The organism is Streptomyces sp. IBSBF 3136, from assembly GCF_036815105.1.
In the GTDB taxonomy this organism is placed as follows: Bacteria; Actinomycetota; Actinomycetes; order Streptomycetales; family Streptomycetaceae; genus Streptomyces.
Genome location: NZ_JAJSZC010000084.1, coordinates 13421 through 30578 on the forward strand (window position 1 = coordinate 13421; position 17158 = coordinate 30578).

Below are 17158 nucleotides of genomic sequence, written 5' to 3' on the forward strand. Positions count from 1 at the left end.
ATGTGCCTCCAGACAGAAATCAGCGGACCGGTGTGCCGTCCTCGCGCAGCTGCATCTGTGGCCGCCCGGTGACCAGCAGCCAGGCGGGCAGCGAGGCGATGCACAGCAGGGCGATGATCGCCGGTGAGGCCACCAGGACGGCGGCCGTGAACAGGCTCACCCAGCCCTGCCGGGTGACCGCGAGGAGAATGCCCAGCACCGCCGTCGCCACACCCAGGCCGGGCGGCACGGCGGGAATCAGCGCGTGGGCGCACAGGCCCAGGGCGGTGCCGACGAAGACGCTGGGGAAGATACGGCCGCCGCGGAAGCCGCTGGAGGCCGCCACCAGCAGCGCGGCCAGCTTCACGACGGCCATCACGGCGAACTGGCCCGCCGACCAGCCCGCGGGGTCGTGCGCCAGCTCCGAGATCTCGGCCAGCCCCTTGAACAGCGTCAGATGGCCGCCCAGGGCCGCCAGCAGCCCCAGGACGGCGCCGCCGGCCGGGAGCATCAGCATCGGGTGGCGCAGCCGCTTGAAGGCGGCGTGCACGTACGGGAAGACCGCGACGGCACACAGGCCGAGCAGGGCCGCCGCCGGGGCGATCACCACGGCAGCCAGCACGTCCTGCCAGTGCGGGGTCCCCAAGGCGGGCAGGCCGAGGTCGAAGGCGGGACGGAAGAGCAGGGTGGTGGTCATGGCCCCGACCGCGGCCGCCGTCAGCGGCGCGAACAGGTTGTCCCACAGCATCCCCCGCATCGGCCGCCCGGCCAGTGCCTCGGAGATGACCAGCGCCGCCGCGACCGGCGTGCCGAACAGCGCCCCGATGGTCCCCGCCTCGGCCAGCATCGGCCACAGCGCGCCCGGCGCGCCGCGCATCCAGCGGCCGCCCAGCCAGACCGCCAGGCTGACGTTCACGGCGATGATCGGGTTCTCCGGGCCGAGGCTCGGCCCGCCGGCCAGCATCAGGCCGGTGGCCAGGACCAGTCCGGGCAGCACCAGCGGCGGCAGCGCGGGCGCGTTCAGACCGGTGGTGGCCGGGTCGGGCCCGGCGTGCCCGGGGGCCTTCCAGACCACCAGGCCGACGGCGATGCCGGTCGCCACGAGCATGACGAACATCCACAGCACCGAGTACGGGCCCACGCCCAGCGCGTCCGGCAGCGGCCCCCACAGCACGTGCTGGAGCTGCTCGGCCGCCGAACTCACGCCGATGTACAGCAGGCTCGCGCCCACGCCCACGGCGACCGCGGGCAGCACCAGCGGCAGCAGAGCCCGCGCCGGGGTCGCCGGGCGGGTCGTGCCAGCCTGCTGCTCGGTGTCCTGGGCCACGGGCTCACCATAAGCGGACAGAACATGTCGAACACCCTGAAACGGATTTGGCTTGCACCTCACGCGACGTGAGGCCTCACCGTGGACGGCGTACCGAAGCCGACGAAGAAAAGGAGCGGGCATTGAGCTACCTGGTGGGACAGGTCGCGGGGTTCGCCGGCGTCACGGTGCGCACCCTGCACCACTACGACGAGATCGGGCTGCTCGTACCGGGTGAGCGCACCCACGCCGGGCACCGGCGCTACACCGAGGCCGACCTCGACCGGCTCCAGCAGATCCTGTTCTACCGCGAGCTCGGCTTCCCGCTCGACGAGGTCGCGGCCCTGCTCGACGACCCGGCGGCGGACCCGGCCGCGCACCTGCGCCGCCAGCACGACCTGCTGACCGCCCGGATCGAGAAGCTGCAGAAGATGGCCGCGGCCGTGGAGCACGCCATGGAGGCACGCACGATGGGCATCAACCTCACCCCCGAGGAACGGTTCGAGGTCTTCGGGGAGAACGACCCGGAGAAGTACGCCGAGGAGACCGAGCGGCGCTGGGGCGGCACCGAGCCCTACGCCGAGTCGCAGCGCCGCGCCGCCCGCTACACCAAGGAGGACTGGAAGCGTCTCAAGGCCGAGAACGACGACTGGACCGCGCGCTACGTCGCCCTGATGGCCGCGGGCGGGCAGCCGTCCGGCGAGGCGGCCATGGACCTGGCCGAGGAGCACCGCCTGCACATCGGCAGGTGGTTCTACGAGTGCCCGCACGCCATGCACCGCTGCCTGGGCAGCATGTACGTCGCCGACGAGCGCTTCAAGGCGTACTACGACTCCACCCGGCCCGGGTTCGCCGACCACCTGAGCGAGGCGATCGCCGCGAACGCCGACCGGCACACCGCGTGACGCCTGGCCCGGGGGCTACTCCTGGGCCAGGACCACCGCTGTCCCGTACGCGCACACCTCCGTGCCCACGTCCGCGGCCTCGGTCACGTCGAACCGGAACATCAGCACGCCGTTGGCCCCACGCGCGCGTGCCTGCTCCACCAGTCGCTCCATGGCCTGGTTGCGGGTCTGCACGAGCGTCTTGGTGAGCCCCTTCAGCTCGCCGCCGATCATCGACTTCAGCCCGGCGCCGATCTGGCTGCCGATGTGCCGGGAGCGCACGGTGAGCCCGAACACCTCGCCCAGCACCTGCTGCACCCGGTGGCCGGGCACATCGTTCGTCGTCACGACCAGCACGTCCGGCTGGGGCCCCTGGCCGCCGCCGTAGTCATCGAGTCCCATGGCTCACAGCTTTGCCCCAGTCGCCCCACAGTGCATCCTGGAGGCGCCGGTGGAACCTGGGGCGGTCACATCGCGTTGATAGCTTTGTGCGGCCGTCCCCCAGACGCCGTAGCCGCCTCTTCCCCTCAGGAGCCCGGACCCGTGATGACACTCGCCCTCGGCCCGAGCTGGCTGGATCCCAACTACCTGCTCGAGACCTACAGCATCTGGGGTCTGCTGCTCGTCGTCTTCGCCGAGTCCGGCCTGCTCATCGGCTTCTTCCTGCCGGGCGACTCGCTGCTGTTCACCTGCGGCCTGCTGATCACCGGCAACAAGCTGGACTTCCCGCTGTGGGGCGCCATCGCCCTGATCTGCCTCGCCGCGGTCCTGGGCGACCAGGCGGGTTACATGTTCGGCAAGAAGGTCGGCCCGTCGCTGTTCAACCGGCCGGACTCCCGCCTGTTCAAGCAGGAGAACGTCACCAAGGCGCACGAGTTCTTCGAGAAGTACGGCCCGAAGTCCCTGGTCCTCGCCCGCTTCGTGCCGATCGTGCGCACGTTCACGCCGATCATCGCCGGTGTCAGCGGCATGAAGTACCGCTCCTTCGTGGTCTTCAACGTCATCGGCGGCGTCCTGTGGGGAGCCGGTGTCACCCTGCTCGGCTCCTGGCTCGGCCGGCACGACTTCGTGAAGAACAACATCGAGGCGATCCTCATCCTGATCGTCCTGGTGTCGGTGGTCCCGATCGCGATCGAGTTCCTCCGCGCGCGCGGCAAGGCCAGGAAGGAGGCCGCGGCCGGTCTGCCCGAGCAGCAGGCGGCCCCCGAGCAGTTCCGGACCCCGCACCAGTCCGGGCCGGTCATGGACGACGCCACCACCCGCCTGCGCCGCATCGAGCCGGAGCAGCCCCAGCCCCAGCAGCAGTACCAGCCGCAGCACCAGCCCCGCCACCAGCCGCAGTACCAGGAGCCCCAGCAGGAGCAGGGGTACTGGGACCAGGGCGGCTACGACGACCGGTACTACGACCAGCAGGGGTACCCGCAGCAGCAGCAGCCGCCGCAGTACGGACAGCCCCGGTACGACCAGCGGCAGCCTGCCCCGCAGCAGCGGTACGCGCAGCCCGAGTACGACCAGCAGGGCTATGACCAGCAGGGCTATGACCAGCAGGGCTATGACCAGCAGGGTCACGACCAGCGGCAGTACCCGTACGGCCACGGCGACCGCTGAGCGGGCGGGCGGTCAGAAGCCGCGCGTGCGCTTCGCGGCCCGGCGCTTGCCGGCCGAGCCGATCCGCAGGGTCAGCCGGGAGATCTCCGAGCCCAGGTTGACCCCGATCGCGATGGCCATGGCCAGGGACGCCGCGTTCGCCAGCGACACCAGGCCCTTGTCGACCTGGTTCTGCGCCATGTTCAGCAGCCCGAAGTAGGTGGCGGAACCCGGCAGCAGGGGCCCGATCGCCGCCGTCGTGTACGGCAGCGCGGAGGCGAACCGGTACCGGGACAGCAACTGCCCGAACAGTCCCACCAGACCCGCCGCCACGGCCGTGGACGCCACCGGCGAGATGCCGCCCGCGACATGCATCGCGCCGTACACCGACCACGCGACCCCGCCGTTGAGCGTCACCCACACCACCGTGGACCGCTCCTGCTGGAGCAGCACCGCGAAGGTCAGCGACAGCAGCATGGAGGCCACGATCTGCACCACCGGCCGCTGCGAGACGATCAGCGCCGCGTCCGGGTTCAGCTCGCCGCCCACCTTCACACCGAAGTACAGGACGATCAGCACGCCGGTGACGATGCCGACGAAGAAGTACATGACCTCAAGGAGCCGGGCCGACGCGGTGATGTAGAAACCCGTCAGCCCGTCCTGCACACCCGCCACCAGGGCCCGCCCGGGCAGCAGGGCGAACAGACCACCGGTGACCACGGCCGACCCCGCCACGCCCACGTGCGCCAGCGCGAACGCCACCCCGATCGCCGCGGGCGGCATCGCGGCCACCGTGAACTGGTAGAACTCCGGCAGCCCGCGCCCCGCGCACAGCCACGCGAGCCGGTCGCCGAGCATCGCGCCCAGCGCGGCCGCCACGAACACCAGCACGTCACCGCCGACCAGCACCGAGGCGGAGCCCGCGAGCAGCCCGCTCGCCAGGGTCAGCGCCCAGCCGGGATACGGGTGCCGGTTGCGGCGGATCTCCGCCAGCCGCCGGTAGGCCTCCTCCAGGGAGACATGGGTCTCCGGGTCGGTCAGGTCGTCCACCAGCCGGAACACGGCCGCCAGCCGGGTGTAGTCCGTACCCCGCCGCCGTACCGTGCGCGACGCCGTGACCGGGTCGTCCACCAGGGACGGCTGGTGGGAGATCGACAGCAGTGTGAACGTGACGTTCGGCTCGCAGCGGTCCAGGCCGTAGGACCGGCACACCGCGAACATCGCGGCCTCCACGTCCTCCGCGCCCTCCCCGCCCGCCAGCAGCAGCTCCCCGATACGCAGCGTCAGGTCGAGCACGCGCGGGACCGCGGGCCCGCCCTCCTCGGCACGCTGGACCGGCTCGGGCGCCGGCCGCTCGGTCACCGGCATGCGGAGCATCGTGCGCATCCGGTCCTGCCAGGGCGCGTCCTTGATCAGGCTGACCGCCGGTACGCCCGTCGCGGGCGTGAACGCGGGCGGGGCGTCCTGGGCGCTGTAGGTGCTCGGCAGAGTGAACGCCGACCCCTCCGCCTCCGCGGCCGGCGGCTGCCGCGTGTGCAGACCCGACGGCACCGCGAACTCGGACGTGGTCTCCGGCTCCCCGCCGCCCCGGGACACCTCCAGGCCCGCGGGAATGGCGAACTCGGACGTGATCTCCGGGTCGTAGGTGGTCCGCGCCTCGTCCGACCGCGGCTTCCTGTCCTCCGCCTGCGTCACCTCGTACCGCTCCCTGAACGACGCCTTCCGTCAGCCTCAGTATGCGCACGGGTACGCAAACGGGCCGCGCCCACCCCCGGGAGGGTGACCGCGGCCCGTCGCAGGCAAACCGGCCGGTCAGTGACCGCCCGTCTCCTTGAAGCGCTTGTACGAACGCTCGATCTCCAGCTCCGCGTCCGTGCGGCCCACCCAGTTGGCACCCTCGACCGACTTGCCGGGCTCCAGGTCCTTGTACACCTCGAAGAAGTGCTGGATCTCCAGGCGGTCGAACTCCGACACGTGGTGGATGTCGCGCAGGTGCTCCACCCTCGGGTCGGTGGCCGGGACGCACAGCAGCTTGTCGTCGCCGCCCGCCTCGTCCGTCATCCGGAACATGCCGATCGCACGGCACTTGATGAGGCAGCCCGGGAAGGTCGGCTCGTCCAGGATGACCAGCGCGTCCAGCGGGTCGCCGTCCTCGCCGAGGGTGTTCTCGACGAAGCCGTAGTCGGTCGGGTAGGCGGTCGAGGTGAAGAGGCGACGGTCCAGGCGGATCCGACCGGTCTCGTGGTCCACCTCGTACTTGTTCCGCGAACCCTTCGGGATCTCGATCGTGACGTCGAACTCCACCGGTGGCTCCTCCATGATCAGCACATAGTTCTGGTGATTAAGTGTCCCTCACGCAGGTGTGTGATCGCGAAAGGGGCTGGTGGTCGTGCCAGAGGTGAGACCTTGGCGAGCCGCGAAGCCGCATGTGGTGCGGATCGCGAACGCCGTACGACCGCGTCTGGCGCGTGCGGCGGCGGCCGCGAAGCCGCGGGTCGCGCGGCTGACGAAGGCGGTACGACCCGGGCCGGACCGCCCTTCCCGCACGCCGAACGTCCGGACCTGGCAGTACAGCGCGGGCGCCGCCACCGCCGGGCTGGCACTGGCCGCCGGTGTGGTGACCGCCGCCGGCCCCTGGGACGCCAACGGTCAGCGTACGGCCGAACGCGACCGGGCCGCCGCCCTGGAGCGCTCAGGTGGCGCAGATCACGGCTCCGCCGGCACGACCTCGGGGGTGCCCAGGCCCGCCCCCAGCGCCGCGGCCGTCCTCGCGAGCCTGGGCGGTGGCGCGGACGCCGTCAGCACCAAGAAGGCCCCGCCCGGCCAGAAGGCCTTCGCGGACGTTCTGGAGCCGCTCCTGAACGCCCCCGCGCTCGGCGGCACCCACACCGCGTCCGTCGTGGACATCGGCACCGGCGGCCGGCTCTACGGCTCCGGCGCCGGCAAGGCCCTCACCCCCGCCTCCACCACCAAGATCGCCACCGCCGTCGCCGCCCTGTCCGCCCTCGGCCCCGACCACCGCTTCACCACCCGCACCACCCTCGAACCCGGCACCGGGGAACTCGTCCTCGTGGGCGGCGGCGACCCCACGCTCACCGCCCACCGTGAGGCCGACGGCTGGGCCGGCCTGCGGACGCTCGCCGCCCGCACCGCCGAGGCGCTGAAGAAGCGCGACGTCCACGAGGTCACGCTCTCCTACGACACCACGCTCTACTCCGGCCCCGCCCTGCACCGCATCGGCGTCAACGAGAACCTCGCCCCCGTCAGCGCCCTGACCGTGGACGAGGGCCGCACCGACGGCTCCGACAAGGGCCCGGCCACCCGCGTGAGCGACCCGGCGGCGGACGCGGCGCACAAGTTCGCCGGCTTCCTGAACGACGCCGGCGTCAGGACCTCGGCCCCCGGCCCCTCCAAGGCCGGCGGTACCGCCGACACGCTCGCCACCGTCTCCTCGCCCCCGCTGTCCGCCCTGGTCGAGCGCATGCTGACCAACAGCGACAACGACATCGCCGAGGCCCTGGCCCGCCAGACCGCCCTGGCGAGCGGCGGCACGGGGAGCTTCGCCGGCGGCGCCAAGGCCGTCGCCGACCGGCTCGGGAAGCTCGGCCTGCCCATGGCCGGCACCGCCTTCCACGACGGCAGCGGCCTCGACCGCGACGACCGGCTCACCGCGGACCTCCTCACCGCCCTCCTGGTCAAGGCGGGCGACCCGGCGGACCCCGGCCTCCGCCCGGTCCTCACCGGCCTCCCCGTCGCCGGCTTCACCGGCACCCTGGCCGCCCGCTACACCAACGGCGCCGCGGGGGTCGTACGCGCCAAGACCGGCACCCTGACCGGCGTGAACACCCTGGCCGGCACGGTCGTCGACAAGGACGGCCGGCTCCTCGCCTTCGCCTTCCTGGCCTCCGGCACCACCAACCCGCCCGAGGCCCAGGCGGCCCTGGACGCGACGGCCACGGCCCTGGCCGGGTGCGGCTGCGGGTGACCCCTTGCCCGCGCGACCCGGCCGGCCCCGTACCGCGCACGGCCTGCCCCGAGCGGTGACGCTCACGTACCGTTGACGCATGACGAGCTTCGGTGGCACCGCATCTCCCGGGATGGTCGACTGGAACCTCGCGGTGGCGACCGCGACACGGCTCGTACGACCGGGCCCCGAGGTCAGCCGCGACGAGGCCCGCTCCGTCGTCGCGGAGCTGCGCCGGCACGCCAAGGCCTCGGAGGAACACGTCCGGGGCTTCACCCGGCTCGGCACCGACGAGGCCCACGACACCCCGGTCCTCGTCGTCGACCGCCCCGGCTGGGTACGGGCCAACGTCGCCGGCTTCCGGGAACTCCTCAAGCCCCTCCTCGAGAAGATGCAGGAACGTCGCGGCAACAGCCCGGGCAACGCCGTGCTCGGCACCGTCGGTGGCAAGGTCACCGGCGTCGAACTCGGCATGCTGCTCTCCTTCCTGGCCTCCCGCGTCCTCGGCCAGTACGAGACCTTCGCCCCCTCCACCCGCGACCTCCCGGCCGGCGAGAACGGCGGCGGCCGCCTCCTCCTCGTCGCCCCCAACATCGTCCACGTGGAGCGCGAACTCGACGTCGAGCCACACGACTTCCGGCTCTGGGTGTGCCTCCACGAGGAGACCCACCGCACCCAGTTCACCGCCGTGCCCTGGCTCCGCGACCACCTCGAGGGTGAAATCCAGTCTTTCTTGGCCGAGACCGACGTCGACCCGATGACCGTCCTCGAACGCGTCAGGGACGCCGCCCAGTCCCTCGCCGGCGGACGCCCCGAGGGCGAGGAGGACGACGGCGGACGCTCGTTCGTCGAACTCGTGCAGACCCCGGCCCAGCGCGAGATCCTCGGCCGCCTCACCGCCGTCATGTCCCTGCTCGAAGGCCACGCCGACTTCGTCATGGACGGCGTGGGGCCGCAGGTCGTGGCGTCCGTCGCCGAGATCCGCGAGAAGTTCCAGCAGCGCCGTGCCAAGGGCGCCTCCCGTCTCGACCTCGCGCTGCGCAAACTCCTCGGCCTGGACGCCAAACTGAGGCAGTACCGGGACGGCGAGCGCTTCGTACGGGCCGTCGTCGACCAGGTCGGCATGGACGGCTTCAACCGCGTGTGGACCTCGCCCAACACCCTGCCCACCAAGGCCGAGATCGCCGATCCGGCGGACTGGGTCGCCCGCGTGCACCGCAAGGCCGAGTCGTGAACCGGTGAGCACGTCGTGAAAGGAATCCGGCCGACGGCAGGCGACCGCCCCTCCAATCACCCGTCCGAGGGACCGTGAGCCATGGGTAGGCGTGCAATGCTCGGGGAACGGCCCGCTTCTGTCACCATCTACACACTCTGAGTGACCGGACTCGGGCTCGCCCCCCGACATTTTCATGAAGGGAACCGGACATGGGTCCCCATCCTGCGGTCGCAGCGATACGCCTGGCGGTTCGCCGCGTCCTCCACGACCTACTCACCGACCACAGCCGAACACCCGAAAAAGCGGCGGCAGCCACCGCGGCCGGCGAAGGCGCCCGCGCGCCGGGCCGCACCGAGCGCCCCTCCCCGCTCGTCCTCGTCGCGTGCTCCGGCGGCGCCGACTCCATGGCACTCGCCTCCGCCCTCGCCTTCGAAGCCCCCAAGCTCGGCATCCGCGCCGGCGGTATCACCGTCGACCACGGCCTCCAGCCGGGCTCCGGCCTGCGCGCCGACGAAGTCGTCCTCAGGATGCGCGAACTCGGCCTCGACCCCGTCGAGTCCATCGCCGTGACCGTGGGCCGCGAGGGCGGACCCGAAGCCGCCGCCCGCGACGCCCGCTACGCGGCCCTCGACGACGCCGCCTTCCGTCACGGCGCGAGCGCGATCCTGCTCGGCCACACCCGCGACGACCAGGCGGAGACCGTCCTGCTCGGCCTCGCCCGCGGCTCCGGCATCCGCTCCCTGTCCGGCATGGCCGCGGTCTCGGGGGTCGACGGCCGTTACCGGCGCCCCTTCCTCCACCTCGACCGGCAGACCGCCCGCAAGGCCTGCATGGTCCAGTCCCTGCCCGTCTGGGACGACCCGCACAACGCCGACCCCGCCTACACCCGCTCCCGGCTACGGCACGAAGGTCTGCCCGCCCTGGAGAAGGCCCTCGGCAAAGGCGTGGTGGAAGCCCTCGCCCGCACCGCCCAGCTCTCCCGCGACGACGCGGACGCCCTCGACGCCTGGGCCAGGCAGGCCGAGGCCTCCGTACGCGACGCCGCAGGAATGCTGGAGTGCGCCAAGCTCTACGCGCTCCCGCCCGCCGTACGCCGCCGCATCCTGCGCCGCGCCGCCATCGAGGCCGGCGCCCCGGCCGGCTCGCTCTTCGCCCGCCACATCGAGGAAGTCGACCGGCTGATCACCGGCTGGCGCGGCCAGAAGGCCATCAATCTCCCGGGCAAAGTCGTCGCCCAGCGCCAGGGTGGCAGACTGGTGATTCGGCAAGGCTGAATCCCGACCTCCCGGAGCGACGCTCCGGCGGCCGGTCCGGGAAGCCGGAGGCCGTAAGTGCGGGACGACCGAAAGTGATGCGGGTGGACGCGAAAGACATGGGTGCCGACCTTCAGCAGGTGCTCATCACCAAGGAAGAGATCGACGCGAAGCTGGCCGAGCTGGCCGCGAAGATCGACGCGGAATACGCGGGCAAGGACCTGCTCATCGTCGGCGTGCTCAAGGGCGCCGTGATGGTCATGGCGGACCTCGCCCGGTCGCTGTCCACCCCCGTCACCATGGACTGGATGGCGGTGTCCTCCTACGGCGCGGGCACCCAGTCCTCCGGTGTCGTGCGGATCCTCAAGGACCTCGACACCGACATCAAGGGCAAGCACGTCCTGATCGTCGAGGACATCATCGACTCCGGCCTGACCCTGTCCTGGCTGATCAACAACCTCGGGTCCCGCGAGCCCGCCACCCTCAAGGTGTGCACGCTGCTGCGCAAGCCCGACGCCGCCAAGGTCGCCATCGACGTCGAGTGGGTCGGCTTCGACATCCCGAACGAGTTCGTCGTCGGCTACGGCCTCGACTACGCCGAGAAGTACCGCAACCTGCCGTTCGTGGGTACGCTCGCGCCCCACGTCTACGGCGGCTGACCGGCGGCTGCGCCAAACAGGGCCAGTCCCTGTAAGACGATCGGGAACCCCAGCGGGTTTCGCGGCGTTGGAGCATGCAGAGACGGGAATGCCGGCCGTCGATGCCGCTCCGTGCGGCTTCGGGCAACAATGCTGGGGTACCGTCAGAAGAACTGTCTTATCAAACTCACTATGGCAGGAGGGACGGGGCGACACCGCTCCGTATGGATGGACGTGAAGCGATACTTCCGTGGGCCGGTCATGTGGATCGTGCTGGCCGTCCTTGCCGTGGTCGTGTTGATGCAGGTCGTCGGCTCGTCCGGCGGCTACAAGACGGTGGACACCGGCCAGGTCGTGGCGGCGATCAACGACAACAAGGTCGAGTCGGCCAAACTCACCACCGGTGACGAGCAGACCGTCAAGGTCACACTCAAAGACGGCGTGAAGGTCGAGGACAGCTCGAAGATCCAGGCGAGCTACATCGGCGACCAGGGCGTGACCATCGCCAACACGCTGCAGGCCAAGTACCAGGACAAGCAGATTCCGGACGGCTACACGGTGTCGCCGTCCAAGCAGAACCCGTTCGTCGGCGTGCTGCTCTCGCTGCTGCCCTTCGTCCTGATCGTGGTCGTCTTCCTGTTCCTGATGAACCAGATGCAGGGCGGCGGCAGCCGGGTCATGAACTTCGGCAAGTCCAAGGCCAAGCTCATCACCAAGGACACCCCGAAGACCACCTTCTCCGACGTCGCCGGCTGCGACGAGGCCGTCGAGGAACTCCACGAGATCAAGGAGTTCCTCCAGGAACCGGCCAAGTTCCAGGCCGTCGGCGCCAAGATCCCCAAGGGCGTGCTCCTCTACGGCCGCCCGGGTACGGGCAAGACGCTCCTCGCGCGCGCCGTCGCCGGCGAGGCGGGCGTCCCCTTCTACTCGATCTCCGGCTCCGACTTCGTCGAGATGTTCGTCGGCGTCGGTGCCTCCCGGGTCCGTGACCTGTTCGAGCAGGCCAAGGCGAACGCCCCGGCGATCGTCTTCGTCGACGAGATCGACGCGGTCGGCCGCCACCGCGGCGCCGGCCTCGGCGGCGGTCACGACGAGCGCGAGCAGACCCTGAACCAGCTCCTCGTCGAGATGGACGGCTTCGACGTCAAGGGCGGCGTGATCCTGATCGCCGCGACGAACCGGCCCGACATCCTCGACCCGGCGCTGCTGCGACCGGGCCGCTTCGACCGCCAGATCGCGGTCGACCCGCCGGACCTGCAGGGCCGCATGGAGATCCTCAAGGTTCACCAGAAGGGCAAGCCGGTCGCGTCCGACGTCGACCTGGCCGCCGTCGCCCGGCGCACCCCCGGCATGACCGGCGCCGACCTCGCCAACGTGCTCAACGAGGCCGCGCTGCTCACCGCCCGCAGCGACCAGAAGCTGATCGACAACAAGGCTCTGGACGAGGCGATCGACCGCGTGGTGGCGGGCCCGCAGAAGCGGACCCGGATCATGTCGGACAAGGAGAAGAAGATCACCGCGTACCACGAGGGCGGCCACGCCCTGGTCGCGGCGGCCTCACCGAACTCCGACCCGGTCCACAAGATCACGATCCTCTCGCGCGGCCGTGCCCTCGGCTACACGATGGTGCTCCCGGACGAGGACAAGTACTCGACCACCCGCAACGAGATGCTCGACCAGCTCGCCTACATGCTGGGCGGCCGGGCGGCCGAGGAACTGGTCTTCCACGATCCGACCACCGGCGCCGCCAACGACATCGAGAAGGCCACCAACCTGGCCCGCGCGATGGTCACGCAGTACGGCATGACCGAGCGGCTCGGCGCCATCAAGTTCGGCGGCGACAACAGCGAGCCCTTCCTCGGACGTGAGATGGCTCACCAGCGCGACTACTCGGAAGAGATCGCCGCTCTGGTGGACGAAGAGGTCAAGAAGTTCATCGAGACCGCTCACAACGAGGCCTGGGAGATCCTGGTCGAGAACCGCGACGTGCTGGACAACCTCGTCCTGGCCCTCCTGGAGAAGGAGACCCTGGGCAAGGAGGAGATCGCCGAGATCTTCGCCTCCATCCACAAGCGCCCGCCGCGGCCCGCCTGGACCGGCTCCTCCCGCCGTACGCCTTCCACCCGCCCGCCGGTGCTCTCTCCCAAGGAGCTCGCACTGACCAACGGCGCGAACGGGTCCACGGCGGCGATCAGCACGGCCAAGTCCACGGCAGCCGAGTCCGCCCCCGTGACGGACCAGACCCCGGACGACCGCCCGGAGAGCTGACCCTGTCCCGGCCGACAGGGCCGGAATGAATGCCGCGCCCCCCAGGTTTTAGCCTGGGGGGCGCGGCATTTCGCTTGCCCGCGAGCAAGACGTACAGGAACGAGGCATCAGATGACCGACCCCGTGACGCTGGCCGGCGACGGCTTCATCGGCGAGTTCGATGAGAAGCGAGCCGAGAACGCCGTACGCGAGCTCCTGATCGCGGTGGGCGAGGACCCGGACCGCGAGGGCCTCCGGGACACGCCGGCACGGGTGGCGCGGGCTTATCGGGAGCTCCTGGCAGGGCTGTGGCAGGAACCCGAGGACGTGCTGACGACGACCTTCGATCTGGGGCACGACGAGATGGTCCTGGTGAAGGACATCGAGATCGTGTCCCTGTGCGAGCACCATCTCCTGCCCTTCCACGGCGTGGCCCACGTCGGCTACATCCCCGCGGAGACCGGCAAGATCACCGGCCTGTCGAAGCTGGCCCGCCTCGTCGAGGTGTTCGCCCGGCGTCCGCAGGTGCAGGAACGACTCACCACCCAGATCGCGGATTCCCTCGTCCGGATTCTGGAGGCGCGGGGCGCGATCGTCGTCATCGAGGCCGAGCACATGTGCATGTCGGTGCGGGGCATCCGCAAGCCCGGTGCCAAGACGACCACCTCGGCGGTGCGGGGCCAGCTGCGGGACGCCACCACCCGTGCCGAGGCGATGAGCCTGATACTGGCGCGCTGACCCGGCTGCGTGGAGCCGGCGGTCAGGCCGGTCAGGCCGCCGGTTCCGCGCCCGTATTGTTCTCGTCGTCCTCGGGGAGTCTGCAGACCCGCTCCAGGAACAGGGCCGCCGCTATCACGGCGATGCCCGCCAGGACCGAGAAGCCGGCGTAGATGGCCTGGTCGCGGCGGGTCGGGATGTCGAGGAGTTCCAGCAGGAAGACGCCGGTGCCGCCGTACATGCCCGCGACCAGGGCGGCCACCAGGGCGCTGGCCTGGCCGAAGACGACGGCGCGTGCGGCCATCAGGGGGTCGACGCCCTTCGCCCCGGGGCGGCGCTCGCGCTGGGCCTTGAAGCGGGCGCGCAGCGAGAGCGCCGTGGAGAGCAGGACCACCGCGATCAGCGCGAGGACGATGGGGGCGGCCAAGGGGACGCTGGGCAGGGTTCCGACCGAGTTCCAGAGGCGGGCGCCCGCCCAGGACAGGACGCCGGCCACGACGAACACGCCGATCAGCACCCTGATATGCAGCTCTCTCACGTTGTCCCTTCAGCTCCCCCGGACCGCTCCCGGACTGTGGTCGTCCTTGACCTTAACGACTACTCGGGCAGTCGGAGTTCCAGGTCCGTGCGGGCTTCGACGCCGTCGCGGGTGAGGACCGCCAGGAGGTCGGCCACCGGACCGCGGCCGGGCAACTGGGCCTCGGGGTCGACGTCGTGCCAGGGGGCGAGCACGAAGGCGCGTTCGTGGGCGCGGGGGTGGGGCAGGGTGAGGCGCGGGTCGTCGGAGGTGACGCCCGCGTACGCGACGATGTCGACGTCCAGGGTGCGGGGGCCCCAGCGCTCGTCCCGCACGCGGTTGAAGGCCTCCTCGACGGCGTGGGCGCGCTCCAGCAGGGAGGAGGGCGGCAAGGTGGTCTTGAGGGCCACGACCGCGTTCAGGTAGGAGGGCTGGGAGCCGGGCTCGACGCCCCACGGCTCTGTCTCGTACACGGGGGAGACGGCCTTGACGCGGACGCCGGGGGTGTCCTCCAGCGCGTCGACGGCTCCCTGGAGGGTCTCCAGGCGGTTGCCGAGGTTGGAGCCGATGGAGATCACGGCCCATTTCGGGTTGCTCAGGGTGGTGTCGGCGGCGTCGACCTGTTCGACGACCGACGCGGGCACCGGCTGGACGGTCGGGTCGCTGTGGCCCAGGGCGAAAGGTCGGGTCATACTCGGCTCCGGGTGATGGTGACGGTCACGTCGTCGAAGGGGACGGTGATCGGGGCGTCCGGCTTGTGGACGCGGACCTCGACCTCCTGGACATGCTCGTGCTTCAGGCAGGCCTGGGCGATGCGCTCCGCGAGTGTCTCGATGAGGTTCACCGGCTCGCCCTCGACCACGGCCACGACCTCCTCGGCCACGATGCCGTAGTGCACGGTCTTCGTCAGGTCGTCGTCGGCGGCGGCCGGCCGGGTGTCCAGGCCGAGGACGAGGTCCACGAGGAAGGTCTGGCCCTCCTCGCGCTCCCTGGGGAACACCCCGTGGTGCCCGCGGGCCTTCAGGCCGCGCAGCGCGACACGATCCACGCGAATCACTCCTGCAATCGTCGGGAACGGCCGGCGGGTGTCGCGTGCGGGCGGCACACCGGCCTCAGACGAATCTACCTGCGGGCACTGACGCGACCGGGCCGTGGGGGCGTGGGCCCGGGCGGGTGCGCGCAGGCTTCACCTTGTGTTTCCCCTGGGGAACCCGGCCGCGTCATGGGCTGGTAGCCGCTCATACCCGCGGGTTCGTGATTCCAACCACTTCTTGCTCCCTGCGGGCCGCGTACTCGCTCATGCGAGGGGACTGTCGTCCGGATCCGCGCCGTTCACCCCGTTCTGTCCGTTCTCGTCGTCCTCGCCGGTCTCGGCCAGTACCGGGGAGGCGTGGTGGGACCACAGCTTCCAGCCGGTCGGGGTGCGCCGGAACACGTTGGTGGCGACGACGAGCTGGCCGAGCAGGGGGCCGAGTTCGTCGCCGTCCTCGGGGGCGGGGCCGCCGCTGAGGATGTTCTCGGTGCAGTTCACCAGGGCCGTGTCACCGGTCACGGAGACGTGCACGTCGGTGAGGAAGAACTGGATGTAGTCGGTGTTCGCCATGATCAGGGCGTAGGACCTCAGGACCTCGGCGCGGCCGGTGAGGACCGGCCAGCCGGGGTGGACGCAGGAGATCACGCCGCTGTCCGCCGGGTCGTGGTACTCCTCGTCGACGCCCAGGTCGGAGGGGGTGAGCCAGAGGGAGGACAGTTCGTCGAAGTCCCCGCGTTCCATCGCCTCGTAGAAGGCGGTGTTGGCCGCCTCCACCTGCTCGACGTCGGTGTGGGGGGCGCTCACCTGGCTCCTTCCGCCCCGTGCTCGCCGTTCTGCGCGGGCGTGCCGGATGCCGTGCGCGCCCCTTCCACGGCGCGGGCGACCCGCACCGCGTCCGCCGTCGCGCGCACCTCGTGCACTCGTACGGCCCACGCGCCGGCGTGCGCGGCGAGGGCCGAGACCGCGGCCGTGGCGGCGTCGCGCTCGCGGGCCGGCGGGGGCGCACCCTGCGGGCCGGCCAGGACGCGGCCGAGGAACCGCTTGCGGGAGGCGGCGACGAGCAGGGGGTGCCCGAGGGCGTGCAGACGGTCGAGGTGGGCGAGGAGGCTGAGGTCGTGGTCGGCCTCCTTGGAGAAGCCGAGGCCGGGGTCGACGACGATGCGGTCGGGGGCGATTCCGCCGGCGAGGACGGCGTCCACGCGCGCGCGGAGTTCGTCGACGACCTCGCCGACGACGTCCTCGTACGCGCCGCGGACGTTGCCGCCGTCGAGGAAGCCGCGCCAGTGCATGACGACGAAGGGGGCGCCGGTGGCGGCGACCACGGGGATCATCGCGGGGTCGGCGAGGCCGCCGCTGACGTCGTTGACGAGGGCGGCGCCCGCCGCGAGGGACCGCTCGGCGACGGAGGCGCGCATGGTGTCCACGGAGACGACCACGCCCTCGGAGGCGAGGCCGCGCACGACGGGGATGACGCGCCGCAGCTCCTCGGCCTCGTCCACCCGGGTGGCTCCGGGGCGGGTGGACTCGCCGCCGACGTCGACCAGGTCCGCGCCCTCGGCGACAAGGTCCAGGCCGTGCTTGACGGCGGCGGTCGTGTCGAACCAGCGGCCGCCGTCGGAGAAGGAGTCGGGGGTCACGTTGACGACGCCCATGACCGCGCACCGGTCCCATTCCGGTAGGCCTGCCAGGTGGCCGCGCCCGCTGTGGTTGTTCATATGTTCAGCGTAGGCCCAGGGGGTGGGGGTGAACGCGCGGCGGCCCGGTCGGAAGCCCCTGTGCTGGAGGGGGCGGGGCTTCCGTCCGGGCCGGTCGGGGGC

At 71.3% G+C, this 17158-nt stretch carries 17 protein-coding genes; 8 read left to right on the forward strand and 9 right to left on the reverse strand.

Features of this window, described 5'->3' with window-relative positions; genetic code table 11:
• Positions 1 to 19: 19 nt before the first annotated feature.
• A complete protein-coding gene (locus V7E45_RS19460; protein WP_333775453.1) occupies positions 20 to 1306 on the reverse strand; it encodes an ion channel protein in 1287 nt (428 codons plus the stop codon).
• Between the two features lie 122 nt (positions 1307 to 1428).
• Here V7E45_RS19460 and V7E45_RS19465 point away from each other — a divergent pair, with 122 nt between their 5' ends.
• Positions 1429 to 2190 (forward strand): MerR family transcriptional regulator, encoded by a 762-nt coding sequence (locus V7E45_RS19465; RefSeq protein ID WP_333775454.1) that lies wholly within the window; start codon positions 1429 to 1431, stop codon positions 2188 to 2190.
• A 15-nt stretch (positions 2191 to 2205) separates the two neighbouring features.
• Here V7E45_RS19465 and V7E45_RS19470 read toward each other — a convergent pair whose 3' ends face one another.
• A complete protein-coding gene (locus V7E45_RS19470; protein ID WP_333775455.1) occupies positions 2206 to 2571 on the reverse strand; it encodes a YbjQ family protein in 366 nt (121 codons plus the stop codon).
• A 141-nt stretch (positions 2572 to 2712) separates the two neighbouring features.
• Here V7E45_RS19470 and V7E45_RS19475 point away from each other — a divergent pair, with 141 nt between their 5' ends.
• Complete coding sequence (locus V7E45_RS19475) at positions 2713 to 3777, forward strand: DedA family protein (protein ID WP_333775456.1); 1065 nt, start codon at positions 2713 to 2715, stop codon at positions 3775 to 3777.
• A gap of 12 nt (positions 3778 to 3789) precedes the next feature.
• On the opposite strand, the gene V7E45_RS19480 is transcribed toward V7E45_RS19475, so the two are convergent.
• Together V7E45_RS19480 and V7E45_RS19485 are read right to left on the reverse strand one after the other, a co-directional pair.
• A complete protein-coding gene (locus tag V7E45_RS19480) occupies positions 3790 to 5451 on the reverse strand; it encodes a threonine/serine ThrE exporter family protein (protein WP_333775457.1) in 1662 nt (553 codons plus the stop codon).
• 117 nt (positions 5452 to 5568) lie between these two features.
• The gene (locus V7E45_RS19485) at positions 5569 to 6060 is read right to left on the reverse strand and encodes an inorganic diphosphatase (protein ID WP_020941402.1); all 492 of its coding nucleotides are present in this window, start codon (positions 6058 to 6060) and stop codon (positions 5569 to 5571) included.
• A 124-nt stretch (positions 6061 to 6184) separates the two neighbouring features.
• Between V7E45_RS19485 and dacB the strand changes: the two genes are divergently transcribed.
• From dacB to folE, 6 genes are all read left to right on the forward strand, one after another.
• The gene (gene dacB / locus V7E45_RS19490; protein ID WP_333775468.1) at positions 6185 to 7741 is read left to right on the forward strand and encodes a D-alanyl-D-alanine carboxypeptidase/D-alanyl-D-alanine endopeptidase; all 1557 of its coding nucleotides are present in this window, start codon (positions 6185 to 6187) and stop codon (positions 7739 to 7741) included.
• Between the two features lie 79 nt (positions 7742 to 7820).
• The gene (locus tag V7E45_RS19495) at positions 7821 to 8954 is read left to right on the forward strand and encodes a zinc-dependent metalloprotease (RefSeq protein ID WP_333775458.1); all 1134 of its coding nucleotides are present in this window, start codon (positions 7821 to 7823) and stop codon (positions 8952 to 8954) included.
• A 191-nt stretch (positions 8955 to 9145) separates the two neighbouring features.
• Entirely contained in the window at positions 9146 to 10210 is a 1065-nt protein-coding gene (gene tilS / locus V7E45_RS19500) for a tRNA lysidine(34) synthetase TilS (RefSeq protein WP_333775459.1), read from the forward strand.
• A 77-nt stretch (positions 10211 to 10287) separates the two neighbouring features.
• The gene (gene hpt / locus V7E45_RS19505) at positions 10288 to 10848 is read left to right on the forward strand and encodes a hypoxanthine phosphoribosyltransferase (RefSeq protein ID WP_043476152.1); all 561 of its coding nucleotides are present in this window, start codon (positions 10288 to 10290) and stop codon (positions 10846 to 10848) included.
• A 207-nt stretch (positions 10849 to 11055) separates the two neighbouring features.
• Positions 11056 to 13095, forward strand: a complete 2040-nt coding sequence (gene ftsH, locus V7E45_RS19510) for an ATP-dependent zinc metalloprotease FtsH (protein WP_333775460.1) — start codon at positions 11056 to 11058, stop codon at positions 13093 to 13095.
• A gap of 111 nt (positions 13096 to 13206) precedes the next feature.
• Positions 13207 to 13812 (forward strand): GTP cyclohydrolase I FolE, encoded by a 606-nt coding sequence (gene folE, locus V7E45_RS19515; protein WP_020941408.1) that lies wholly within the window; start codon positions 13207 to 13209, stop codon positions 13810 to 13812.
• 31 nt (positions 13813 to 13843) lie between these two features.
• On the opposite strand, the gene V7E45_RS19520 is transcribed toward folE, so the two are convergent.
• The 5 genes from V7E45_RS19520 to folP form a co-directional block, all read right to left on the reverse strand.
• Positions 13844 to 14329: a DUF3180 domain-containing protein gene (locus tag V7E45_RS19520; RefSeq protein WP_333775461.1), complete on the reverse strand. Its 486-nt coding sequence runs from the start codon at positions 14327 to 14329 to the stop codon at positions 13844 to 13846.
• Positions 14330 to 14388: 59 nt separating this feature from the next.
• A complete protein-coding gene (gene folK, locus V7E45_RS19525; protein ID WP_333775462.1) occupies positions 14389 to 15000 on the reverse strand; it encodes a 2-amino-4-hydroxy-6-hydroxymethyldihydropteridine diphosphokinase in 612 nt (203 codons plus the stop codon).
• Positions 14997 to 15356 carry a dihydroneopterin aldolase gene (folB, locus tag V7E45_RS19530; RefSeq protein WP_355987165.1) on the reverse strand — a complete coding sequence of 120 codons (360 nt, stop codon included), beginning with the start codon at positions 15354 to 15356 and terminating at the stop codon, positions 14997 to 14999. Before folB ends, folK begins: the two co-directional genes overlap by 4 nt.
• A gap of 249 nt (positions 15357 to 15605) precedes the next feature.
• Positions 15606 to 16145 carry a nuclear transport factor 2 family protein gene (locus tag V7E45_RS19535; protein WP_333775464.1) on the reverse strand — a complete coding sequence of 180 codons (540 nt, stop codon included), beginning with the start codon at positions 16143 to 16145 and terminating at the stop codon, positions 15606 to 15608.
• A complete protein-coding gene (gene folP, locus V7E45_RS19540; RefSeq protein WP_333775465.1) occupies positions 16142 to 17056 on the reverse strand; it encodes a dihydropteroate synthase in 915 nt (304 codons plus the stop codon). Before folP ends, V7E45_RS19535 begins: the two co-directional genes overlap by 4 nt.
• Positions 17057 to 17158: the final 102 nt, after the last annotated feature.

Excerpts from the sequence above, each read along its gene's own strand:
- V7E45_RS19495 (WP_333775458.1), top strand. The coding sequence starts at position 7,821 with ATGACGAGCTTCGGTGGCACCGCATCTCCCGGGATGGTCGACTGGAAC.
- ftsH (WP_333775460.1), top strand. The coding sequence starts at position 11,056 with ATGGACGTGAAGCGATACTTCCGTGGGCCGGTCATGTGGATCGTGCTG.
- folE (WP_020941408.1), top strand. The coding sequence starts at position 13,207 with ATGACCGACCCCGTGACGCTGGCCGGCGACGGCTTCATCGGCGAGTTC.
- folP (WP_333775465.1), bottom strand. The coding sequence starts at position 17,056 with ATGAACAACCACAGCGGGCGCGGCCACCTGGCAGGCCTACCGGAATGG.
- tilS (WP_333775459.1), top strand. The coding sequence starts at position 9,146 with ATGGGTCCCCATCCTGCGGTCGCAGCGATACGCCTGGCGGTTCGCCGC.
- hpt (WP_043476152.1), top strand. The coding sequence starts at position 10,288 with ATGCGGGTGGACGCGAAAGACATGGGTGCCGACCTTCAGCAGGTGCTC.
- folK (WP_333775462.1), bottom strand. The coding sequence starts at position 15,000 with ATGACCCGACCTTTCGCCCTGGGCCACAGCGACCCGACCGTCCAGCCG.
- V7E45_RS19470 (WP_333775455.1), bottom strand. The coding sequence starts at position 2,571 with ATGGGACTCGATGACTACGGCGGCGGCCAGGGGCCCCAGCCGGACGTG.